A 20,455-nucleotide genomic window follows, 5' to 3' on the forward strand; every position below is an offset into this window, starting at 1 on the left:
TGCCGCCCCGTGGCGGGTCCAGGGAAGTCCAGCGCCATCTTCTGCCTTTCCCGCGATGCCGGTCTCTGGCGTGCACCCTAAGCATAGGACGTCAGACGTCGTACGCCTCCCGGCTTCACCGGGTGCCCGGGGACGATTCTGCCGGAACCATGGCCGTCACGCCCTCGTCATCCTTTCGGCGAACCAGCGGGTGATGGTCGTCGGGTGGGTGATGGCGGTGCCGACGACCACGGCGTACGCGCCCGCCTCGACGGCCGCGGCGGCCTGCTCCGCCGTGTGGACGCGCCCCTCGGCGATCACCGGGACGGGCAGGTCGCGGGCGAGCCCGGCGACCAGTTCGAGGTCAGGGCCGGGTCCGGGGCGGGAGTACGCCGTGTACCCGGACAGGGTCGTCCCGACCACGTCCGCGCCTGCCTCGGCGGCGGCGATCCCTTCCTCGTACGTGGAGACGTCCGCCATCACCAGCCGGCCGGTACGGTCGTGCACGGCCTTGACGGTTTCGGCGAGCGTGCGGCCGTCGGGACGTGGTCTGCGGGTGCCGTCCACGGCCACGATGTCCGCGCCGGTCGCGGCGACAGCGAGGGCGTGGTCGAGGGTCGGCGTGATGAAGACGTCTCCGTCGCCGTCCTTCCACAGGCCGATGAGCGGCAGGTCCAGCGCCGCGCGGATCCGCCGCAGGTCCTCCAGCCCCTGCGCCCGGATCCCCGCCGCCCCGCCGGCGGCCACCGCCCGCGCCACCCGGCACATCGTGTCCGGGTCACGCATCGGCTCGCCGGGGTACGCCTGACACGACACCACCAGACGGCCCCGAATAGCGGCCAGCGCAGGGTGCTCAGCGGCCGACGTCATGATCCTCCTCGATGGTGCTCGCGCGAATCCTCGATGGTGATCGCGCGAAGGGGGCCGATCACTCGCGCGTCCAGTACGGTTCCAACCGCCCAGCGGGCCAGCGCGAGGCGGGCCCACGCGAAACGGGCCCGCGCGAAACGGGCCCGCGCGAAACGGGCCACGCGAGGCGGGGCGGAAAGTGGTGTCGGTCATGGGGACGCTTCCAGGGCCATGCGGGCGGCGCCGAGCAGGGCGGCGGCGCCGGCGAGGGCGGCGGGTTCGACCGGGACGTCTCGCAGTGCGGGCAGTACCTCGGCGGCGATGGCGGCGCGTAGCGGTCGCCACCACGGTTCGCCGCATCCGGCGACGCCTCCCCCGATGACCACGATCTCGGGGTCGATGACGTTCATCAGCCCGCCGATGAGCGAGCCGAGCGCGGCCCCGCCCTCGGCCAGGACGTCCGCGGCGAGCGGATCTCCGGCCGCAGCCAACCGAGCCACCCCGGCGAGATCCGCGGCGTCCGTACCGCCCCGGCGACGGTACTCACCAAACAGGGCGGGGCCGGACGCGACCGCCTCCACATGCCCCTGCCCGCCGCACGGGCACGGCCTCCCGGCCGCCGCCGCCACCGGCACATGGCCCGCGTGCCCGGCCACCGCATGCGCCCCGTGCCGGACCCGCCCACCGAGCATGACCGAGGCGCCGACGCCGGTACCGACCGCGACCAGCAGGACGTCCTCCCGGCCGGCGGCGGCACCGCGCCACTGCTCGCCGAGCGCGTGCGCGTGCACGTCGTTGCCGACCACCACCGGCACCCCGAGCCTGCGCGACAGCTCGCCACGCAGATCGGTCCCCGCCCACCCAGCCAGCGCCCCGGTCGCCGAGACCACCACACCCCGCCCCGGATCGACCACCCCAGCACTACCGACACCGACCGCGCTCACAACCCCCCGGCCACCGAGACCCCCGACACCAGCCGACTCCCCGGTCCCATCGCGGAGGTCACGCCCGACCTCCGCACTACCACCCGCCCCCACGGACCCCCGCCCGTCACGGACGCCGCGACCGAACTCCGCACCACCGGCGGCTTCCACGGCCCCCCGCCCCTCACGGAGGTCACGACCGGCCTCCGCAGGCGGCCCCACCGATCTCCGCCCATCGCGAAGGTCACGACCGAACTCCGCACTACCAGCCGCCCTCACGGACCCCCGCCCATCACGGAGATTCCGACCGAATTCCGGACCACCGTCCGAGCCCACAGCCCCCCGCCCATCACGGAGATCCCGACCGAACTCCGCACCACCGGCCGCGATCACAACCCCACGGCTCTCGGTGAGGGTGTGGATGAGGGCGGTGGCGGTGGTGAGGATGGCGTCGGGGCCTTCGGTGGCGGGGGTGGGGCGGGTGGCCGTGGCCAGGAGGGTGCCGGAGTGGTCGACCAGGCCGGCGGCGATCTTCGTGCCGCCGATGTCCACGCCGACGACGAGGCTCACAGCAGCCCGGCCTCCTCCAGATGGGCGGCGACGGCGCGGCCCTCGCCGGCGGTCAGCTCGCGCATCGGCGCGGCGACGGCCGCGTGGCCGATGACCCCGCGCAGGGCCAGCGCGGTCTTGAACGCCCCGACGCCCCGCGTGCTGCCACCGGCGGTGGCAGCGGAGGCCGCCTCGACGATGCGGAACAGCCGGGTCAGACGGTCCTGCTCGGCCTTGGCGTCGGCCCAGCGCCCGTCGGCGCAGGCCCGCAGCAGCCGTACGTAACCGTGCGGGTCGACGTTGGCCAGGCCGGGCACGGCGCCGTCGGCCCCGGCGAGCATCATCGCGTCGACCACGACCTCGTGCCCGGTCAGCGCCGAGAACCCGGCGAGCCCGGCGGCCCGCAGGACCACCTGGCGGAACCCCACGTCGTCGCCGCTGGAGTCCTTGAGCCCGTCGACGACCCCGTCCGCGGCCAGGGAGAGCACCAGGTCGGCGGTGAGCTTGGTGTGCACCGACACCGGCACGTCGTAGGCCAGGAGCGGCAGGTCCACGGCGGCCCTGACGGCGCGGAAGTGCCGGTCGACCTCCACGGGATGGATGCGGGCGTAGAACGGCGCGGTCACCACGACGGCGTCCGCGCCGAGCTTCCTGGCGATCTCCGCCCGCTCGATCACGCGGCCGGTCGTCGTCTCGATGCAGCCGGCGAGCACGGGCACCCGGCCGGCGGCCGCCCGCACCACGACCTCCAGCGCCTTGTCCCGGCGGGCGTCGGTGAGGAAGACCGCCTCACCGGAGCTGCCGAGGGCGAACAGGCCGCTGACGCCCGCCTCGATCAGGAACTCGACCAGCCGCTCCAGTGACGCGGCGTCGATCTCGCCGTCCGGCGTCAGAGGGGTGACGACCGGCGGGATGACGCCGCTGAAGCGGGGCTTGCGGGGGCTCAAAGAAGGCTCCTTACGGGCGATTCGGGGTGGACGCAGTGCCAGAAGTGCGCCTCCGCCTGAGTGGCGGGCGGGAACTCCTGCGCGCACGCCTCGGTGGCCTTCCAGCAGCGGGTGCGGAACGGGCAACCGGACGGCGGGTGGGTGGCGGACGGGACCGGGCCGGTGAGCACGATCCGTTCGGTGTCGTCGAGCAGGCTGGGCGTGGCCGAGAACAGGGCCCGCGTGTACGGGTGGCGCGCCCGGCCGGCCACGTCGGCGACCGGCCCCTCCTCGACCACGCGGCCGAGGTACATGACCGCGATCCGGTCGGCGAGGTAGCGGACCGTCTGGATGTCGTGGGAGATGAACACCAGGCCGAGCCCCAGGCTCGTGCGCAGGTCGAGCAGGAGGTTGAGCACCTGGGCGCGGACGGAGACGTCCAGCGCGCTGGTGGGCTCGTCGGCGACGATCACGTCGGGTTCGAGTGTCAGGGCGCGCGCCACGGCGACCCGCTGGCGCTGGCCGCCGGAGAGCTGGCCGGGCAGCGCCTCGGCGACGTGGCCGGGCAGCCCGACGAGGTCGAGCAGGTCGCGCACGCGTTCCTCGCGCTGCTTCGGCGTGCCGCGCCGGTGCACGTCGAGGGGGTCGCGCAGGATGCGGCGCACGGACAGGCGGGGGTTCAGCGCGGTGGAGGCGTCCTGGAACACCATGGCCACGGCGGCCCCGAAGTCCCGCCAGCGGCGCCGTACCGGCAGCGTCCACAGGTCCTCGCCGCGGAAGCGCACCGTGCCCGAGGTGGGCGCCTGGAGGCCGACCACCACCTTGGCGAGGGTGGACTTGCCGCATCCCGACTCGCCGACCACGCCGAGGATCTCGCCCCGGCCGACGGAGACGGTGGCGTCGGTGAGTGCGTGCACCTTGTCGCGGCGCACCAGGCCGCCGCTGCGCGCGGTGTGCACCACGTGCACGTGTTCCAGGCTGACGACTGGTTCGTTCACCGTTGTCCCCCTCCGGGGTGGAAGCAGGCCCGCGCGTGGTCGTGCGGTTCGCCGGCCAGCGGCGGCGGAGCGGTGCGGCAGGTCGCGTCCGCGGCCGCGCACCGGCCCGCGAAGCGGCAGCCGGGCCCGAAGTCGCGGGGCGCGGGCACCACGCCGGGCACCTGGTGCAGCCGCTTGGCCCCGCTCTCCAGGGAGAGCACCGAGCCCAGCAGGCCCCGGGCGTAGCGGTGCTCGGCGCCGGACAGGAGCGAGCCGGTCGTGCCGATCTCGGCGAGCTGGCCGGCGTACATCACGGCGATCCGGTGCACGAGCTGACCGACCAGGCCGAGGTCGTGCGAGACGAGCAGCATCGCGAAGCCGAGCTCGTCCCGCAGCTCGACCAGCAGCTCCACCACCTGCGCCTGCACGGTCACGTCGAGCGCCGTGGTGGGCTCGTCGGCGACCAGCAGCCGCGGGCCGCGGGACAGGGCCATCGCGATCAGCACGCGCTGGCGCTGGCCGCCGGACAGCTCGTGCGGGTAGCTGCGCCGGGTGCGCGCCGGGTCAAGGCCCACGAGTTCGAGGAGCTGCTCCGGCGTACGGGTGCCGCCCCGCTTGGTGAGCTGGCGCAGCTGAGTGCCCACGAGGACCGACGGGTTCAGCGACGACATGGCGTCCTGGTAGACCATGGCGATCTCCGGGCCGGAGATCGCCCGCCGTTCGCCTGGCGGCAGGTGCAGGATGTCGCGGCCGTCGTAGACGATCCGGCCGCTCACCTGCGCGGCGCGGGGCAGCAGACCCATGATCGCCAGGCTGGTCAGGCTCTTGCCGCAGCCGGACTCGCCCACCAGCCCGAGCGTCTCGCCCACCCGTACGTCGAAGGAGAGCGACTGGACGACCGGGACGTCCCCGTATCGCTGCGGGAAGCGGATGGTCAGGTCCTCGACCGACAGCAGCGGCGCGGCCCCGGGCGGCAGCGGCGGGACGCGCGGCGGGCGCTCGCCCGCCACGACGGCGAGCCTGGCGAGCGCGTCCCCGGTCTCGGTGCTCTCCTCGGCGGGTACGGCCGCCGAGGAGACGTCGTCGGCCGGTGCGGCGGCGCGCCGGGCGGAGCGGGGCGCGGCCCACGCGTCGGTGAGCCCTTCGGCGAGCAGGTTGAGCGCGAGCACCGTGACCAGGATCGCCAGGCCGGGGAAGAAGGTGGCCCACCAGCCGCCGGCCAGGACGAGCTGCCTGCCGTAGGCCAGCACGTTGCCCCAGCTCGGCGCCGGGTCCTGGATGCCCGCGCCGATGAACGACAGGCTGGCCTCGAAGATGATCGCGTCGGCCACCAGCACGGTGGCGAACACCATGATGGGCGCGGCGCAGTTGACGGCGACGTGCCTGACCAGGATGTGCGGCCTGGTGGCGCCGATGACCTTCTCGGCGGCGACGTAGTCCTCGCCGTACTGCGCCAGGACGTTGGCCCGCACCACCCGCGTCAGCTGCGGCACGTACAGGAAGGCGATCGTGCCGATCAGGACCGGGAGGTGGCGGCCGAAGACCGCCACCAGCACCGCGGCGAGCGCGATGCCGGGGAAGGCCATGACCACGTCGAGGACGCGCATGATGCCCTCGCTGACGGCCTTGCGCGAGGTGGCCGCGAGGCTGCCCAGCACCGCGCCGGCGGCGACGGCGAGCGCGGTGGCGCCCAGGCCGATGAGAAGGGAGGACTGCGCGCCGTGCGCGATCCTGGCGAAGACGTCACGCCCGGCCCTGTCGGTGCCGAGCCAGTGGTCGGCGCCGGGCGGGACGGCGGGCGTGCCGGTCGCGAGCGGATCTCCGGCGAAGAGCGGCGCCAGCACGGCGAAGAGCGCGATCGCCACGAGCACGGCGAGGGAGACGACGGCGACCGGGGAGAGGCGCGCGAAGCGGATGCCGGGGTCGGAGAGCCGGGCGGTCAGGCCTGATCTGAGCATCTCACACCGCCCTGATCCGCGGGTTGACGAGCAGGTAGAGCAGATCGACGACGAGGTTCACGAGGAGGAACGCCACCGCGATCGTCAGCACCGCGCCCTGCACCAGGGCCACGTCGCCGTTCGTGACGCCTTCGAGTATGAGCTTGCCCATGCCGGGCAGGTCGAAGATCGTCTCGATGACCACGGCGCCGCTCAGCAGGTAGCCGACCCGCAGGCCGAGCACGGTGAGCGGGGTGATGAGCGCGTTGCGCAGCGCGCCGCGTACGACGATCGCGCGGGGCAGGCCGTTGCCGGTGGCGGTGCGGACGTAGTCCTTGTCCAGTTCCTCCACCATCGAGGTGCGCACCAGGCGCGACAGCGAGGCCGCCGCCGGGACGGCGATCGCGATCGAGGGCAGGGCCAGCGACAGGAGCCAGCCGGTGACGGAGTCGGCCGGGTTGACGTAACCGCCGGTCGGGAAGATCGGAACGCCGAGCGCGAACTCCTGGATGAGCAGGATGCCCAGCCAGAAGGAGGGCATCGCCACCCCCGCGATGGACAGCACGCGGGTCACCTGGTCGGGCCACCGGTCGCGGTGGAGCGCGCCGGTGACCCCGAAGGCCAGGGCGCCGGCCACGGCGAGCACCAGGCCCAGCACGGTGAGCTGGATCGTGAGCGGGAAGGCCGTGACGACCCGGTCGATCACCGGGGTCGCCGGCGGGGCGGTGTAGCCCAGGTCGCCCTGCGCCAGCTGCCCCAGGAACCGGACGTAACGCAGCGGGAGGGGGTCGTCCAGCCCGTGCTCCGCCCTGTAGGCGGCGCGCGCCTCCGGGCTCGCGCCGTCGCCGAGTGCGTTGTACGCGGGATCGTTGGGCGAGAACTGGAGGACCACGAAGACCAGCAGCGTGACGCCCAGCAGCATGGGCGGCAGGATCACCAGCCGTCTCACGGTCAGCCGTAGGAGTGCGAACATGGCGCTTTCTCGTCGGGGCGGTCAGACGCGGGCGACGTCGAGGAAGGACAGGCCCGTGGTCGGGATGGGCTGGAAGCCGGTGAGCGCCTTCTCGTCCCAGGCGGTGGGCAGCTTGCGGTGCAGGATCGGGTAGAGCGGCACCTCCTCGGCGACGAGGTCGACGGCCTGGCCCCACAGCTTCTTCTGCTCGGCGGCGTCGTCGGTCCGCACCGCGGCGTCGAGCAGCTCCAGCATCTTCTTCGCCTCGGCGGTCTGGCTCCAGCGGTAGCGGTTCTCCGGCCAGATGCCGTCGTAGAACCAGCGCAGCAGCAGGTCCATGTCGTTGCCGAAGACCGAGGGGTCGCCCGGCGCCACCAGGACCTGGAACGCGCCGGGGTCGATCTTGTTGGTGTACTGCCCGCCCGACTGGCCGATGTCGAGCGTGGTGGTCACGCCGACGGCGTCCCAGGACTCCTTGATGATCGGGACGACGTCCTTCACCCAGCCGGTGTCGGTGGTGACCATGGTGACCTGGAGGTTCTCGACCCCGGCCGCCTTGAGCAGTTCCTTGGCCTTGTCCGGGTCGTAGCCGTAGACGGTGGCCGCCTCGGCGTACGCGGGATGCGACTCCTGGACGTAACCGGTCGCCGCGGCGGCGTTGCCCAGCATGCCCGTCCGGATGACCTTGTCCTTGTCGATCGCCCAGTGCAGCGCCTGGCGCACCCGCTTGTCGTCGAAGGGCTTCTCGGCGCAGTTGAACATGAGGAAGAGCAGGCCGAAGGACTGCACCGCCTCCAGCTTGTGCTTCTGGCCGACCTTCTCGGCGTCGAGGTACGGCACGTCCTCGATCGCCGCGACCCGGCCGGACTCCAGCGCGGTCACGCGGGCGGACGGGTCGGACAGCAGCCGCCAGGTCATGTTCTTGACCTTCGCGGGGCGCGGCCCGTTGTACTCGTCCCACCGCTCGAAGACGATCTTGTCTTCCTTGGTCGCCTCGATCAGGCGGTACGGGCCCGAGCCCACGGGCTTGGCGTCGAAGGCGGCCTTGTCCTTCCCCACGATCGCCCTCGGCACGATCTTGACGACCGCGAGCCGCTCCTTGAGCAGGGGGAAGGCGTGCTTGAGCTTGATCTCCGCCGCCGTGTCGCCGACCGCGGTGACGCTCTCCACGAACGGGATGAACTGCACCATGAGCGAGGCGTTGGCGGGGTCCATGACGCGCTCGAAGCTGAAGGCGACATCCCCAGCCGTCACCGGGGAGCCGTCGTGGAAGGTGGCGCCCTGGCGCAGGGCGACCTTGTACGTGGTGTCGTCGACCTTCTCCAGCTCTCCGGCGGCGAGCGCGGCGTACGGCTCGCGGGTCACCGGGTCGAGGTCGAACAGCGCCTCCAGGGTGTGCATGTTGGCCGCGACGGGCGTGGCGCCGGACGAGGTCATCGGGTCGAAGCCGGTCGACAGGGCGTACGAGATGCCGGCCTCGATGCTGTCGGCGGCGGGCGCCGCGCTGCCGGTGGAGGCGGGGCCCGAGCACGCGGCGAGCGAGCCGGTGAACGCGGTGGCGGCGCTCATGGCCCCTACGAGCCGCAGGAAGCCGCGGCGGTTGACGGACGGGGCGGGATCGGGCATGGCTACCCCTCTCCTTTGATGGTGACCGTTTTGGGGGGTATCGTCACGGGTGGGCACAGGACACATGACGTCTGATGTCTGATGCCGATGCGGGGAATGTAGACGACCTTTGGACGAAAGGGCAAGATGTTGGCCGTGATCGAGCCCATCTCGCGACCGTCCCGCGGTACGCAACTGCGACAGCGAGAGGTGGCCGAGCGCATCAAGCAGTACATCCTGCACCACCGCCTGCGGCCCGGCGACGCGCTCCCCACCGAGGCGGAGCTGTGCGCGGCCATCGGCGCGAGCCGCTCCAGCGTGCGCGAGGCGATCAAGGCCCTCACCGCCCTCGACATCGTCGAGGTGCGCCACGGATACGGCACCTACGTCGGCACGCTGTCACTCGCCGCCCTGGTCGAGAGCCTGAGCTTCCGGGGGCTGCTCAGCCGGTCCGACGACTACCAGGTGCTCTCCGAGCTGGTCCAGGTCCGCCAGACCCTGGAGCAGGGGCTCGCCTCCGCGATCATCCCCGCCCTGGGCGAGGATCTGCGCGGCGAGCTGGAGAGACTCACCGACGAGATGGACGAGCGGGCGCGGGCGGGCGAGACGTTCATCGAGCAGGACCGCGAGTTCCACCTGCTCCTCATGAAACCTCTGGGCAACGAGCTGGTCACCCAGCTCACCGCCGCCTTCTGGGACGTGCACGCAATCGTCGCGCCCACGATGCCCACCACCCCCGAGTCGGTGCGCGAGACCGTCGCGGCGCACCGCGCGATCGTGCGGGCGGCCTCCGCCGAGGACCTCCAGGGGTTCGCGGAGGCGATCGCCGCCCACTACGCCCCGGTGCGGCGGCACCTGAGGGAAAATCGCGGGCATTGACGGCTCTCCACCCCGCGCTTACAGTACGGGACGTCTGATGTCTGATGCTCCTCGGCTCCAACCCCCCGAACCGAAGGAGCGATCGATCCGTGACGTCCCTGCCCTTAAGGCTCCTGCGCGGAGTCTTGACCCTCGTCCTGTCCGTCGCCGCCGCGGCGGTCTCCGTCCCCGCCCCCGCCTTCGCGGCCGTCCCCGGCGTGTCGGCGACCGTCGGAGCGGACTGCCCGCTCAGCCGGCTCCAGCTCACCCTGGACAACAAGTCGGCCCAGACCCAGACGTACACCGTGACCTGGCCCGGCCGCTCCGGATCGCCGTGGACCCGCACGGTGCCCGCCGGAGGCAGCGCGCTGCTCCACTGGACGCTCGACCCCGGCACCCCGTACACCCTGCGCACCACCACCCCGACCGGCCACGACACCACGCAGAGCGGCAGGTTCCACTGCGGCGGCGGGATGTCCGCGCTCGTCGGCTTCGACTGCACGGAGAGCCGCCTCCAGCTCATCCTGGAGAACCGGACCACTGCGTCGAAGACGTTCACGGTCACCTGGCCGGGCCGGACCGGCTCGCCCTGGACGCGCACCGTCGCCGCGGGCGGTAACTACCTGCACTACTGGACGGTCCCGGCCGGCACGCCGTACACCCTGCGGACCACGGCGGAAGGCTTCGACGACACGCGTTCCGGCGTCGCGCGCTGCGGTATGGCCGCCGACGCGCCCCAGCTGAACTCGACCGCCGTGCTCCGCACCAGCACCACCATCAGAGGGCTCAACGGCCCCGATGGCCGCTACGACGGCACCGTCCGATCGGTGCGGATCCCCGGCATGGCCGTCACCGGGAACGGCACCGTCATCGCCGTGGCCGACGCGCGCGTCGACGGCTCCTACGACCTGGGCGGCGGCACCAACAACATCCAGATCGTGCTGATGCGCAGCACCGACCACGGCCTCACCTGGGAGCAGCCGCGCGTCATCCACCACGCCGCCACGACGGCCCAGGGCGTCGGGGACCCGAGCGTGCTCGTCGACCGCTCGACCGGAGAGGTCTTCGTCTTCTACACCTACTCGCCGCGGCCGGGGATCAGCTTCTGGTCGGGCGGGTCCGGCTCCAACGCCGCGAACGACCCCGACAGCCTGCACATCCAGTACGTCAAGAGCACCGACCACGGCCTCACCTGGAGCGCCCCGGTCGAGCTCAACCCGTCGGTGAAGGACCCGGGCTGGCGGCAGCTCTTCGCGTCGTCCGGGCACGGCATCCAGACCAGCTCCGGCCGGCTGATCCAGCCGATCGTCTACCGCGACGCCGCCGGGACCAGCCACGCCGCCAACATCTACAGCGACGACCACGGCCGGACCTGGCAGCGCGGCTCGTCGGCGAGCGGCAACGTCAACGAGAGCAAGGCCGTGGAGCGCAGCGGCGGCGCCGTGGCGCAGAACATGCGGCACAACGGCGTCCGCTCCCGCTTCCTGGCCACCTCGGCCGACGGCGGCCGGACCTTCGGCGCCGCCGCCGCCAGCCCGGTGCTGACCGATCCGCTGTGCAACGCCGACGAGCTGTCCTACCTCACCCCCGGGCAGCGCGGCTCGAACGGCGCGCCGATCCGCACCGCCACGGTCCTGTACAGCGGCAACGCCCACCCGACCGCCCGCAACGACCTGACCGTCCGGCTCTCCACCGACGACGGGACCACCTGGCCCGCCAGGGCGCTGGTCAAACCCGGCGCGGCGGGCTACTCGACCATGGCCGTGCTCGCCGACGGCCAGGTCGGCGTCCTCTACGAGATCGGCGACACCGGCGGCATCGTCTTCGCCCGGTTCACCCCCGCCTGGCTGAGGGCCGCCTGACCTGCCGAACACGGACCCGCCGGCCTGCGAACGGCCGGCGGGCCCCGGGGCCACCGGCGGTGGTAGCCGACCAGGGCGACCGCGGCCCGGGAGCGCCGGGCTCGTACAGGACCATGGCCGACCGGGACCGTGTCATGGGGGGTCGGGCCAGAGGTAGCGGACGGCCGCCAGTGCGGCCAGGCCGCCCGCGAGGTTCATGGCCAGCCGGGCGACGGACGCGGTCCACGGCTCCGGGTAGCTGAAGTCGGCCAGCAGCAGCACCGTGACCGGCATCCAGAACGACCAGTAGACGTAGTTGGCCGCCCGGTAGGCGTGCGCCAGCGTGCCGGCCGCGCCCACGCACAGGGCGGTGACCAGGGTGGACGGACGGCAGAGCAGGATCAGCGCCGCCAGCGCGCTGCCGGCCAGGCCGCCCAGCATCCGCTTGACGTAGCGGGAGCCGGTGGCTTCCGGTGTGGGCCGCAGGGTGACGAGGATCGCGGTGACCAGCCAGTGGCCCTCGGCGACGCGCAGCCCGAGCAGAACCGTGATCGACATGGAGGCGGCGACCAGCACGCCGAGCCGGGCGGCGTGCCGGGCGCGGCGGGCGAGGCTCAGCTCGGACGGCGGGACCGTGGCCGACAGCCGGCCCAGGGGCAGGACGACGAGGGCCGCCCAGGCAGCCCCGGCGAGCTGGGCCAGGCCGGGCACGCCGATGCCGGGGTCGTCCATGATGGCCATGAGCAGGGCTCCGAGCGCGGCCGTGGTGCCCAGGAGCGGCCAGAAGCTCCCGGCGACGGCCGCCGCCGTCACGCCGGCCGCCAGCAGCCAGGGCTGCCCGGCGACGAGCCAGACGAACACGCCCGCCGCGGTGACCGCCGCCCCGCGCACGAGCATGACCAGGGACAGCGGCTGGGGCGCCGGGTACAGCATGAGCGTGGCCGCCAGCGTCACCGCCGCGCCCAGCGAGGTCCGGTGCAGCGCGGCCCCGGCGAGCAGCGGCACCACGATCAGCACGCCCGCCGCCAGCCCGGCCGGGAAGTCCGGCTTGCCTTGCGGCCGCAGCAGGTCCCACACCTGCTCGGCCCAGCGGCCGGCCGTGCTCAGGGTTTGCGCCTGTCGGGCGCCGGGGTTCCGGTGATCATCCGCCTGGCGACGTCCCACAGGCGTTCCAGCGCCGCGATGACCGGCGGGGACTCCGGCCCGAGCAGCCTCGCCCAGGCGCCGGCGCGGTTCGGCAGCGTGCTGGCCCCGCCCGTGAGCCCGCTGCCCGCCACCGCCCCGTGCAGCGCGTCGGCCAGCTCGGCGGCGTCCACCGCGGACGTGATCACGTACAGGGTGGACAGCACGCCGTGGCCGCCGAACATGGCCGGGCCGGTGACCGGCGCCCGTCCGGGGACGAGCCTGATCGGGTCGGCGAACAGCAGCTCGCCGTCCGGGCCGCACACCTCCAGGTCGCTGCAGCAGGCGTCGTAGGCGTGCCGTTCGCCCCTGGCCAGCCGCCCGGCCAGCATCGTCTCGCCGAGGATCACGGTGGCGGTGGGGTCGGCCGTCACCCTGATCCGCTGGTAGAAGCGCGAGCCGGTGAACGGGATGACCGGGTCCGGCAGGTACTCGACGTAGCCGCCCGGCCCCGCCGTGATGGTGACGAGCTGGCTGGCGTAGTCCTGCTCCATCCGGTAGATCTTCGTGGCGGCCTGCGTCGTCACGTGCGTCGACGCCCCGGCGCCGCAGGCGAGGTCGATCCGGTAGCGGTCGCCCTGCAGCACTCCCCCGCCCGTGGACATGACGATCACGTACGGCAGGTCAGGCCGGTCGGGGTCGTAGTAGAGCGGCCGCATGATCTGCAGCGGCGCCTTCTGGTAGTGGCCGGTCAGCTCCGACCGGCCGCCCCGCCGCTCGAAGGCCAGGTCGAGCACGCCGACCTTGCCCGGACTGCCGACCGGCAGCGTGTGCGGCACCTCGGCGTGCCGCGCCACGTCCTCCGGGATCGAGGTGATCGTGTAATGCGAGGCCGCCAGCCGGTCTACGCGCTCGGCGACCATACCGGCCTGCGGCTGGCGATGAAGTCCGCGACCTCCGCCACGCCCGTGCCCTCCAGCGAGTCGGTGAGGATCACCGGGCGCCCGTCACGGACCCGGCGGGCGTCGCGGGTCATCACCTCCAGGTCGGCGCGCACGTACGGAGCGATGTCGATCTTGTTGATGACGAGCAGGTCGGAGTCGGTGATGCCCGGCCCGCGCTTGCGCGGCATCTTGTCGCCCTCGCCGGTGTCCAGGACGAACACGTACACGTCGGCCAGGACCGGGCTGAAGGTGAGCGTGAGGTTGTCGCCGCCACTCTCGTACAGCAGCGTGTCGATGTCGCCGAAGCGGCGCAGCATCTCGGTCCCGGCGGCCAGGTTCATCGTGGGGTCGTCGCGGACGGCTGTGTGCGGGCAGGAGCCGGTCTCCACGCCCACGATGCGCGCCGGGTCGAGCACGCCGTCGAGGGTGCGCTTGACGTGGTCGGCGTCCTCCATGGTGTAGATGTCGTTGGTGATGACGCCGACGCTGTGTCCCCGCCCGATCAGGATGGGGACCAGCGCCTCGATCAGGGCCGTCTTGCCGGAGCCGACGGGCCCGCCGATGCCGACCTTGAGAACGCCTTCCAGCTCGCGGGGCGTGTCGTGGTCCAGGTGATGGTGGTGGTGGGTGTGCATGGCGTACCCCCTTTCAGGTGGTGAAGAGCCGGGCTTCCGCCCGCTCGTGGACGGCGCTCATGGCGTCCGCGACCGGGGTGGCGGCGTGCAGGTCGAGGGGGCCGCGGGCGGCCAGCGCGTGCGCGGCGGCCAGCCCGATCGCGCCCCCCGCGCCGTACAGCGTGGCCTGCGCCCGCCGGAAGTCGAGCCTGCCGAGCCGGACGGCGGCGCTGACCCAGCTCGCGGCGAACGCGTACAGGTCGCCGATCACCGCGTCGTCCACCGGGACGCCGAGCCCGGCGTAGGCGGCGCCCAGGACGACGGCGTGGTTGCCCGGCGTGGTCCCGGCCTCGACCAGCTCGGTGAGCCGGGCGAGCTCCGGGGTGGCGAAGACCAGGGTCGCGGTGCGGAGCACCTGGTTGCCGGTTCTGGTGGCGGCGGCGCGGATCTCCCGGTTGAGCTTGATCGCGTGCAGCCGCCGGTCCGTCTCCACGACCGCGTCCCAGTCGCCCGCCGTCACCGCCCGGTGGATGAGCACCAGGGCGGTGGCGTCGCCCGGCCCCGCCGCGTGCAGCAGCACGTCCTCCAGCAGCACGCCGACGTCGACCGGCCCGGCCTGCGTGTACGCCTCCAGCCCGTGGGAGAGCGTGTAGAGGCCGCCGGGAAAGGCCGAGTCGGTCAGCTGAAGCTGGGCGAGCAGGGTCATGCCAGGAAGAACAGGTGGTTGAGCGGCAGTTCCTGGGCCGGCGCGATGGTGGCGTGCTCGCCGTCGACGGTGACCTTGTACGTCTCCGGGTCCACGGTGATCGTGGGCAGCGCCGAGTTGCGCACCATGTGCCGCTTGTCGACGGTACGGGTGTGGCGGACCTTGGCGATCAGCCGTTGCAGGCCGAGGCGTTCCGCCACCCCGGCGGCGATGGCGGCGTCGGGCAGGAAGGTCACGTTGCTCTTGCGCTGCGCCATGCCCATCGCACCGAACATCGGCCGGAAGTAGACGGGCTGCGGCGTGGGCAGTGAGGCGTTCGGGTCCCCCATCCGCGACCAGTTGATCATCCCGCCCTTGACCACCATCGCGGGTTTGGCGCCGAAGGAGTGGAACGGCCAGAGCACGATGTCGGCCAGCTTGCCGTCCTCCAGCGAGCCGACCGTCTCGGCGATGCCGGTGGTCCTGGCCGGGTTGATGGTCAGCTTGGCCAGGTAGCGCAGCACCCGGAAGTTGTCGTTGCGCTCGGAGTCCTCCGGCAGCTTGCCGCGCTGGTCCTTGTTGTGGTGCGCGGTCTGGAAGGCCCGGGTGAAGGTCTCCCCGATCCGGCCCATCGCCTGGGAGTCGGAGGAGAACATGCTGATCACGCCCATGTCCTGGAGGACCGTCTCGGCGGCGATGGTCTCGGCCCGCACCCGGCTGTCGGCGAACGACACGTCCTCGGGGATGTCGTGGCTGAGGTGGTGGCAGACCATCACCATGTCGAGCAGCTCGTCCACCGAGTTGATCGTGTACGGCAGCGTCGGGTTCGTCGAGGACGGCAGCGCGTTGGCCTCGCCGGCGATGCGGATCAGGTCCGGCGCGTGTCCGCCGCCCGCGCCCTCGGTGTGGAAGGTGTGGATGGCGCGGCCGTTGATGGCGCTGATCGTGTCTTCCAGGTAGCCGGCCTCGTTGAGGCTGTCGGAGTGCAGCGCCACCTGGACGTCGTACTGGTCGGCCACCCGCAGCGCGCAGTCCACGACGGCCGGGGTGGAACCCCAGTCCTCGTGCACCTTGAGCACGCACGCCCCGGCCTCGATCTGCTCGACCAGCGAGGCGGGCAGGCTGGAGTTGCCCTTGGCCATGATGCCGATGTTCACCGGCAACGCCTCGACGGCCTGGAGCATCCGGCCGATGTTCCACGGGCCCGGCGTGCAGGTCGTGCCCCGGGTGCCGTCCGTGGGGCCGGTGCCGCCGCCGATCAGCGTGGTGATGCCGTTGGTGAGCGCGGCCTCGGCCTGCTGCGGCGAGATCAGGTGGACGTGCGGGTCGATGGCGCCCGGCGTGGCGATCATGTGCTCACCGGCCAGCACCTCCGTGCCCGCGCCGATGACCAGCCTGCGGTCCACGCCGTTCTGGGTGTGCGGGTTGCCGGCCTTGCCGATGCCGACGATCCTGCCGTCCTTGATGCCGATGTCGCCCTTGACGACGCCGAGGATCGGGTCGAGCACGACCGCGTTGGTGATCACCAGGTCGAGCGCGATGGTGGCGTTCTGGGAGAGCGGGTCCGCCGCCATGCCGTCGCGGGCGGTCTTGCCGCCGCCGTAGACGGCCTCGTCGCCGTAGTAGCCGGCCGTGTGGTCCTTCTCGATCTCGATCACCAGGTTGGTGTCGGCCAGCCGGACCCTGTCGCCCACCGTCGGGCCGAACATGGATCCGTACTGCTTGCGGCTCATCGTGGCCATGTGTCAGCCCTTCTTCCCGGCTTGCGGCTTCTTCCCTGCGGACGGCTTCTTGCCGGAGGGAGGCTTCTTCGCCGCCTTGCCGGCCCCGACCGGCTTGGCGGCGCCCTTCGGGCGGATCTCGGCCGACGGCTCCGGCTCGTCGGTGTAGCCGAGCTCGGCCAGCCGCCGCAGCGCGTGGGTCCGGGCGTCCCTGGCCTTGATGCCGCCGTTGAGCAGGCCGGCGAAGCCGACGATGCGCATCCCGCCGCCGTACTGGACCAGGTTGACCTGATGGGTGTCGCCCGGCTCGATGCGGACCGCGGTGCCCGCCGGGATGTCGAGGTGCATGCCGTACGCCTTCTCGCGGTCGAAGCTGAGCGCCCGGTTGGCCTCGAAGAAGTGGAAGTGCGACCCGACCTGGACGGCCCGGTCCCCGGTGTTGCGCACGGTGAGCGTGACCGTGGCCCGGCCGGTGTTGATCTCGATGGGGTCGTCGGCGTAGACGACCCTGTCCGTGTCCGTCATGACGAACCGGTCCCTTCTGGTCGGGCGGCGGTCAGCCGCCGATCGGGTCGTGGCAGGAAACGAGCTTGGAGCCGTCCTTGAACGACGCCTCGACCTGCATCAGCTTGAGCATTTCGCGCACTCCCGGCATGACGTCGCCGGCGCCGAGCACGTTCTTGCCGAGCTCCATGCACTCGGCGACGGTCTTGCCCTCGCGGGCCGCTTCCAGGACGGCGGCGCTGATCAGGGCCACCGCCTCGCTGTAGTTCAGCTTGAGACCGCGATCCCGCCGTTTGGCCGCCAGATCGGCGACCACGTAGATCAACAGTTTGTCCATCTCGCGAGGGGCGAGGTTCATCAGCTCTCCTTAGGTAGGACTGCGCCGCAGGCCGGAGAACGCCGGCACTGCCGCCAGGAAGATCCAGGTGACGATGACGAAAGGCCAGGTCAGGGTGTGTCCGCCGACGGGCTTGAAGAAGTCGGTGACGAACGCCGTGAGCACGGTCGCCGCTACCGCCCCGGCCACCGCGTACAGCACGCCGAGCCGGGACAGGACGACGAACGTGCCGGTCAGGGCGATACCGGTGAGCACCGCGTTGTAGCCGTACAGTCCGGCGCCGATGTCGGCGGCGGGCGCGCCGAGCACGATCGCCACCACGATGCCGACGGCGCTGGCGAGGAGCGCGGACAGGGCCACGAGCCGGCCGGCGAACGCCAGGCCGATCAGGAAGATGAGCCCGACGTACCACTTGCTCTGGAAGAACACCTGGCCGACCCCGTTGAACAGGCCCTGCCACAGGTCGGTGAACGTCAGCTCGCGCCCGGGATAGGCGGCCGACGGCGGCGGCGCCATGCTGCGCCCCCTCCAGATCCGCTCGAAGGCCGGGGCGCCGATCACCATGATCGTGGTGACCGCGCAGAACGGCGCGGTGAAGGTCGGCAGGTTGTACGGGCCGAGCAGCGCGACGAGCGCCGAGGTCAGCACGCTTCCCATGATCGCGCCGATGATCACCAGCAGCACGGTCACCCAGCGGACGTCGAAGTACAGCACCAGCGCGACGCCGATCAGCGTCCCGTTGAAGCCCTCCAGCCCGCCGGTCACCCGATCGGACGAAACGCCGAGCACCACGGCGGTGAGCGTGGCGACGGCGGCGCCGAGCAGGCCGAAGACCCCGAACTGCCAGCCGCCGACGAACAGCGCGACGATGAAGCACAGAGCCGTCCGGTAATCGACCTGGAAATCGACCTGGCTGACACCGCGGACTATCGCGGGCGGCAGCTCGGAAGCCTTGACGTTCAATGCCCGCCCCTGTTCTCCGGTTCCAAAGATTCAACGAGCCGCAGCATTCCCTGGCGCGTACCCGCTAAAGCGCAAATGCCATTAGCTGGACAATCATCAGAAAATGCCACCTAACTCTTTAACCGCGATCAACCCGCGACGGCTCTGCCGAGCAGATAGCAGAGGCTCACCGCGACGAGACCCGCCACGACGTTCATGCCGATGTTGATCAGCCCCTTGCCGGTCGAGCCGGACGAGAGCAGCTTGTACGTGTCGGTGCTGAACGTGCTGAACGTGGTGAGCGCACCGCAGAAGCCGGTGCCGATCAGCGACAGCACGGCGTGAGGCAGCGCGTCGACCGAGGAGAGCCCCATCAGGAAGCCGAGGATGGCCGAGCCGATGACGTTGACGGTCAGCGTCCCCCACGGCAGGGCCGACCCGAACCTCCTCTTGACGGAGGAGTCGACCAGGTAGCGGGTCGGCGCGCCGACCAGGCCGCCGATGAAGACGGCGAGGACCGTGATCATTTCCGGCTCCCTCCCAGCGTGATGCCGGCCCAGACGGCCAGGAGTCCCAGCCCGACGCTGAGCACGAGGTAGACGGCGGCCCAGCCGGGCGAGCCGCCCACCGTCAGCTCCCTGACCCCGTCGACGAAGTGCGAGAACGTGGTGAAGCCGCCCAGGAAGCCGGTGCCGAGCAGCATCTTCACCGGCTGGCGGTGCAGCGGGTGGCGGGTCAGCTCGCCGGTGAGCAGGCCCATCAGCAGGCAGCCCACGGTGTTGACGATCAGCGTCGGCCAGGGCAGCGGGTGGGAGGCGCCCAGCAGCGCCTCGGTGAGCAGGTACCGGGCGACCGCGCCGAAGCCGCCGCCGACCGCGACGAACACCAGGGCGCGCCCCACGCGCGGGGCGTCGGCCATCATTCCTCCTTGCCGAGTTGCATGTCGGAGCCGGCGAGCTGCTCGGCCTCGGTTTCCCGCATGCGCAGGAACCGGTCCACGACCTTGCCGATCACCCAGGTGACGACGAAGGAGTAGATGGCCACCGCGATGACCGCGACGATCTGCTTGAGCAGCAGCGTGATCGATCCCCCGTACAGCAGGCCCTTGGTGGTGCTGGCGGTGGCACCGGTGGCGAACAGGCCGATGAGAACGGTGCCGACGACGCCGCCCGCGCCGTGCACGCCCACCACGTCGAGGGTGTCGTCGTAGCCGAGGACGAGCTTCCAGGTCACGGCGAACGACACCACGACGGCGGCGACGATGCCGATGACCAGCGCGCCCTCGACGTTGACGAAGGCGCAGGACGGGGTGATGGCGACGAGCCCCGCGAGCGCGCCGGTGGCGGAGCCGAGCCGGGTGAAGTGCCGGTACTGGAACCACTCGATGACCAGCCAGGTGAGCATGCCGGCGGCTCCGGCGATCATGGTGCTCAGGAACGCGGTGACCGCGGTCCTGCCGTCGGCCATGGCCGAGCCGGCGTTGAAGCCGAACCAGCCGAACCAGAGCAGGGCGAGACCCAGCATGACCAGGGGGATGTTGCTCGGCTGGGGCGGCTCCTTCCTGCGGAACCTGACGCCTGGGCCGAGCGCGATGGCGAGGGCCAGCCCCGCCATGCCGGAGTTCAGCTCGACGACCAGTCCGCCGGCGAAGTCGAGCACCCCCCACTTGTTGATCCACCCGGCCGGGTCGAACACCCAGTGCGCGATCGGGAAGTACACCAGCGTCACCCAGACGACGGAGAACACCACCCACGGCCCGAGCCGCGTCCGGCCGGCGACGGACCCGCTGATCAGCGCGACGGTGATGATCGCGAAGGTGAGCTGGAAGAGCGCGAAGGCGTACGTGGGCACCCGGCCGTGCAGCATGCCGGGCGCGATGTCGGAGAACCGCAGGTCGCCGAAGCCGATCAGCCCCACGCCGCCCACGTCAGGGCCGAACACCAGCCCGTAGCCGTAGGCGAACCACACGATCGTCACCAGTGAGATCGAGACGAAGCTCATGAAGATGATGCTCAGGACGTTCTGCGCGCGGACCATGCCCCCGTAGAAGAAGGCCAGTCCGGGGGTCATGAGCAGCACCATGGCGGTGCTGACGAGTACCCACGCGGAGTCTCCGGTGTTCAGACCTGGCGGCATCGCTCGACCTCGTTTCTTTTCCTGCTTCTCCAGGAGTGATCAGAGAAGTGCGGA

At 71.9% G+C, this 20,455-nt stretch carries 19 protein-coding genes and 2 pseudogenes; 2 read left to right on the forward strand and 19 right to left on the reverse strand.

The features are described 5' to 3' along the window. Nucleotides 1-156: 156 nt before the first annotated feature. From ACIBF7_RS30290 to ACIBF7_RS30325, 8 genes and pseudogenes are all read right to left on the reverse strand, one after another. Nucleotides 157-849, reverse strand: coding sequence for an N-acetylmannosamine-6-phosphate 2-epimerase (locus ACIBF7_RS30290; protein ID WP_397198687.1), 693 nt, complete (start codon nucleotides 847-849; stop codon nucleotides 157-159). Between the two features lie 188 nt (nucleotides 850-1,037). Further along, entirely contained in the window at nucleotides 1,038-1,772 is a 735-nt protein-coding gene (locus tag ACIBF7_RS30295; protein WP_397198849.1) for an ROK family protein, read from the reverse strand. Nucleotides 1,773-2,147: 375 nt separating this feature from the next. Further along, nucleotides 2,148-2,321: pseudogene (locus tag ACIBF7_RS30300) on the reverse strand (ROK family protein); the annotation flags it as partial. After that, a complete protein-coding gene (locus ACIBF7_RS30305; RefSeq protein ID WP_397198688.1) occupies nucleotides 2,318-3,247 on the reverse strand; it encodes a dihydrodipicolinate synthase family protein in 930 nt (309 codons plus the stop codon). The pseudogene ACIBF7_RS30300 and the gene ACIBF7_RS30305, both read right to left, overlap by 4 nt. Further along, on the reverse strand, nucleotides 3,244-4,224 hold the full coding sequence (locus ACIBF7_RS30310; protein ID WP_397198689.1) for an oligopeptide/dipeptide ABC transporter ATP-binding protein: 981 nt from the start codon (nucleotides 4,222-4,224) through the stop codon (nucleotides 3,244-3,246). Before ACIBF7_RS30310 ends, ACIBF7_RS30305 begins: the two co-directional genes overlap by 4 nt. Continuing rightward, nucleotides 4,221-6,161: a dipeptide/oligopeptide/nickel ABC transporter permease/ATP-binding protein gene (locus ACIBF7_RS30315; protein ID WP_397198690.1), complete on the reverse strand. Its 1,941-nt coding sequence runs from the start codon at nucleotides 6,159-6,161 to the stop codon at nucleotides 4,221-4,223. Before ACIBF7_RS30315 ends, ACIBF7_RS30310 begins: the two co-directional genes overlap by 4 nt. A 1-nt stretch (nucleotide 6,162) precedes the next feature. Next, entirely contained in the window at nucleotides 6,163-7,113 is a 951-nt protein-coding gene (locus ACIBF7_RS30320) for an ABC transporter permease (protein WP_148029732.1), read from the reverse strand. Between the two features lie 21 nt (nucleotides 7,114-7,134). Beyond that, complete coding sequence (locus ACIBF7_RS30325; RefSeq protein ID WP_397198691.1) at nucleotides 7,135-8,718, reverse strand: ABC transporter substrate-binding protein; 1,584 nt, start codon at nucleotides 8,716-8,718, stop codon at nucleotides 7,135-7,137. A 135-nt stretch (nucleotides 8,719-8,853) separates the two neighbouring features. Between ACIBF7_RS30325 and ACIBF7_RS30330 the strand changes: the two genes are divergently transcribed. Together ACIBF7_RS30330 and ACIBF7_RS30335 are read left to right on the forward strand one after the other, a co-directional pair. Next, nucleotides 8,854-9,576, forward strand: a complete 723-nt coding sequence (locus tag ACIBF7_RS30330) for a FadR/GntR family transcriptional regulator (RefSeq protein ID WP_271278013.1) — start codon at nucleotides 8,854-8,856, stop codon at nucleotides 9,574-9,576. A 125-nt stretch (nucleotides 9,577-9,701) separates the two neighbouring features. Continuing rightward, complete coding sequence (locus tag ACIBF7_RS30335) at nucleotides 9,702-11,417, forward strand: exo-alpha-sialidase (protein ID WP_397198692.1); 1,716 nt, start codon at nucleotides 9,702-9,704, stop codon at nucleotides 11,415-11,417. A 132-nt stretch (nucleotides 11,418-11,549) separates the two neighbouring features. Here the strand turns inward: ACIBF7_RS30335 and ACIBF7_RS30340 are convergent, their stop codons facing one another. The 11 genes and pseudogenes from ACIBF7_RS30340 to ACIBF7_RS30390 form a co-directional block, all read right to left on the reverse strand. Continuing rightward, nucleotides 11,550-12,560, reverse strand: a complete 1,011-nt coding sequence (locus ACIBF7_RS30340) for an FUSC family protein (RefSeq protein ID WP_364231403.1) — start codon at nucleotides 12,558-12,560, stop codon at nucleotides 11,550-11,552. Next, a complete protein-coding gene (locus ACIBF7_RS30345) occupies nucleotides 12,500-13,441 on the reverse strand; it encodes an urease accessory protein UreD (RefSeq protein WP_271278016.1) in 942 nt (313 codons plus the stop codon). Before ACIBF7_RS30345 ends, ACIBF7_RS30340 begins: the two co-directional genes overlap by 61 nt. After that, nucleotides 13,423-14,097 (reverse strand): urease accessory protein UreG, encoded by a 675-nt coding sequence (gene ureG / locus ACIBF7_RS30350; RefSeq protein ID WP_219543884.1) that lies wholly within the window; start codon nucleotides 14,095-14,097, stop codon nucleotides 13,423-13,425. The genes ACIBF7_RS30345 and ureG overlap by 19 nt, the downstream gene beginning before the upstream one ends. A 13-nt stretch (nucleotides 14,098-14,110) precedes the next feature. After that, nucleotides 14,111-14,782 carry an urease accessory protein UreF gene (locus ACIBF7_RS30355; protein ID WP_271278017.1) on the reverse strand — a complete coding sequence of 224 codons (672 nt, stop codon included), beginning with the start codon at nucleotides 14,780-14,782 and terminating at the stop codon, nucleotides 14,111-14,113. Beyond that, entirely contained in the window at nucleotides 14,779-16,503 is a 1,725-nt protein-coding gene (gene ureC / locus ACIBF7_RS30360) for an urease subunit alpha (RefSeq protein ID WP_271278018.1), read from the reverse strand. Before ureC ends, ACIBF7_RS30355 begins: the two co-directional genes overlap by 4 nt. 198 nt (nucleotides 16,504-16,701) lie before the next feature. After that, nucleotides 16,702-17,007 (reverse strand): annotated as a pseudogene (locus tag ACIBF7_RS30365) (urease subunit beta); the annotation flags it as partial. A gap of 31 nt (nucleotides 17,008-17,038) precedes the next feature. Continuing rightward, entirely contained in the window at nucleotides 17,039-17,344 is a 306-nt protein-coding gene (locus tag ACIBF7_RS30370; protein ID WP_219543880.1) for an urease subunit gamma, read from the reverse strand. A gap of 9 nt (nucleotides 17,345-17,353) precedes the next feature. After that, complete coding sequence (locus ACIBF7_RS30375) at nucleotides 17,354-18,286, reverse strand: urea transporter (protein ID WP_364231397.1); 933 nt, start codon at nucleotides 18,284-18,286, stop codon at nucleotides 17,354-17,356. Nucleotides 18,287-18,414: 128 nt separating this feature from the next. Beyond that, nucleotides 18,415-18,792, reverse strand: a complete 378-nt coding sequence (gene crcB / locus ACIBF7_RS30380; RefSeq protein WP_271278020.1) for a fluoride efflux transporter CrcB — start codon at nucleotides 18,790-18,792, stop codon at nucleotides 18,415-18,417. Then, the gene (gene crcB, locus ACIBF7_RS30385; RefSeq protein WP_219543877.1) at nucleotides 18,789-19,187 is read right to left on the reverse strand and encodes a fluoride efflux transporter CrcB; all 399 of its coding nucleotides are present in this window, start codon (nucleotides 19,185-19,187) and stop codon (nucleotides 18,789-18,791) included. Before crcB (ACIBF7_RS30385) ends, crcB (ACIBF7_RS30380) begins: the two co-directional genes overlap by 4 nt. Further along, complete coding sequence (locus ACIBF7_RS30390; RefSeq protein ID WP_219543876.1) at nucleotides 19,184-20,401, reverse strand: ammonium transporter; 1,218 nt, start codon at nucleotides 20,399-20,401, stop codon at nucleotides 19,184-19,186. The genes crcB (ACIBF7_RS30385) and ACIBF7_RS30390 overlap by 4 nt, the downstream gene beginning before the upstream one ends. Between the last annotated feature and the right edge of the window lie 54 nt (nucleotides 20,402-20,455).

Source organism: Nonomuraea sp. NPDC050478, from assembly GCF_044458265.1.
In the GTDB taxonomy this organism is placed as follows: Bacteria; Actinomycetota; Actinomycetes; order Streptosporangiales; family Streptosporangiaceae; genus Nonomuraea; species Nonomuraea ferruginea.

Excerpts from the sequence above, each read along its gene's own strand:
- ACIBF7_RS30315 (WP_397198690.1), bottom strand. The coding sequence starts at position 6,161 with ATGCTCAGATCAGGCCTGACCGCCCGGCTCTCCGACCCCGGCATCCGC.
- crcB (WP_219543877.1), bottom strand. The coding sequence starts at position 19,187 with ATGATGGCCGACGCCCCGCGCGTGGGGCGCGCCCTGGTGTTCGTCGCG.
- ACIBF7_RS30320 (WP_148029732.1), bottom strand. The coding sequence starts at position 7,113 with ATGTTCGCACTCCTACGGCTGACCGTGAGACGGCTGGTGATCCTGCCG.
- ACIBF7_RS30345 (WP_271278016.1), bottom strand. The coding sequence starts at position 13,441 with ATGGTCGCCGAGCGCGTAGACCGGCTGGCGGCCTCGCATTACACGATC.
- ACIBF7_RS30390 (WP_219543876.1), bottom strand. The coding sequence starts at position 20,401 with ATGCCGCCAGGTCTGAACACCGGAGACTCCGCGTGGGTACTCGTCAGC.
- ACIBF7_RS30325 (WP_397198691.1), bottom strand. The coding sequence starts at position 8,718 with ATGCCCGATCCCGCCCCGTCCGTCAACCGCCGCGGCTTCCTGCGGCTC.
- ureG (WP_219543884.1), bottom strand. The coding sequence starts at position 14,097 with ATGCACACCCACCACCACCATCACCTGGACCACGACACGCCCCGCGAG.
- crcB (WP_271278020.1), bottom strand. The coding sequence starts at position 18,792 with ATGATCACGGTCCTCGCCGTCTTCATCGGCGGCCTGGTCGGCGCGCCG.
- ureC (WP_271278018.1), bottom strand. The coding sequence starts at position 16,503 with ATGGCCACGATGAGCCGCAAGCAGTACGGATCCATGTTCGGCCCGACG.
- ACIBF7_RS30290 (WP_397198687.1), bottom strand. The coding sequence starts at position 849 with ATGACGTCGGCCGCTGAGCACCCTGCGCTGGCCGCTATTCGGGGCCGT.
- ACIBF7_RS30370 (WP_219543880.1), bottom strand. The coding sequence starts at position 17,344 with ATGAACCTCGCCCCTCGCGAGATGGACAAACTGTTGATCTACGTGGTC.
- ACIBF7_RS30355 (WP_271278017.1), bottom strand. The coding sequence starts at position 14,782 with ATGACCCTGCTCGCCCAGCTTCAGCTGACCGACTCGGCCTTTCCCGGC.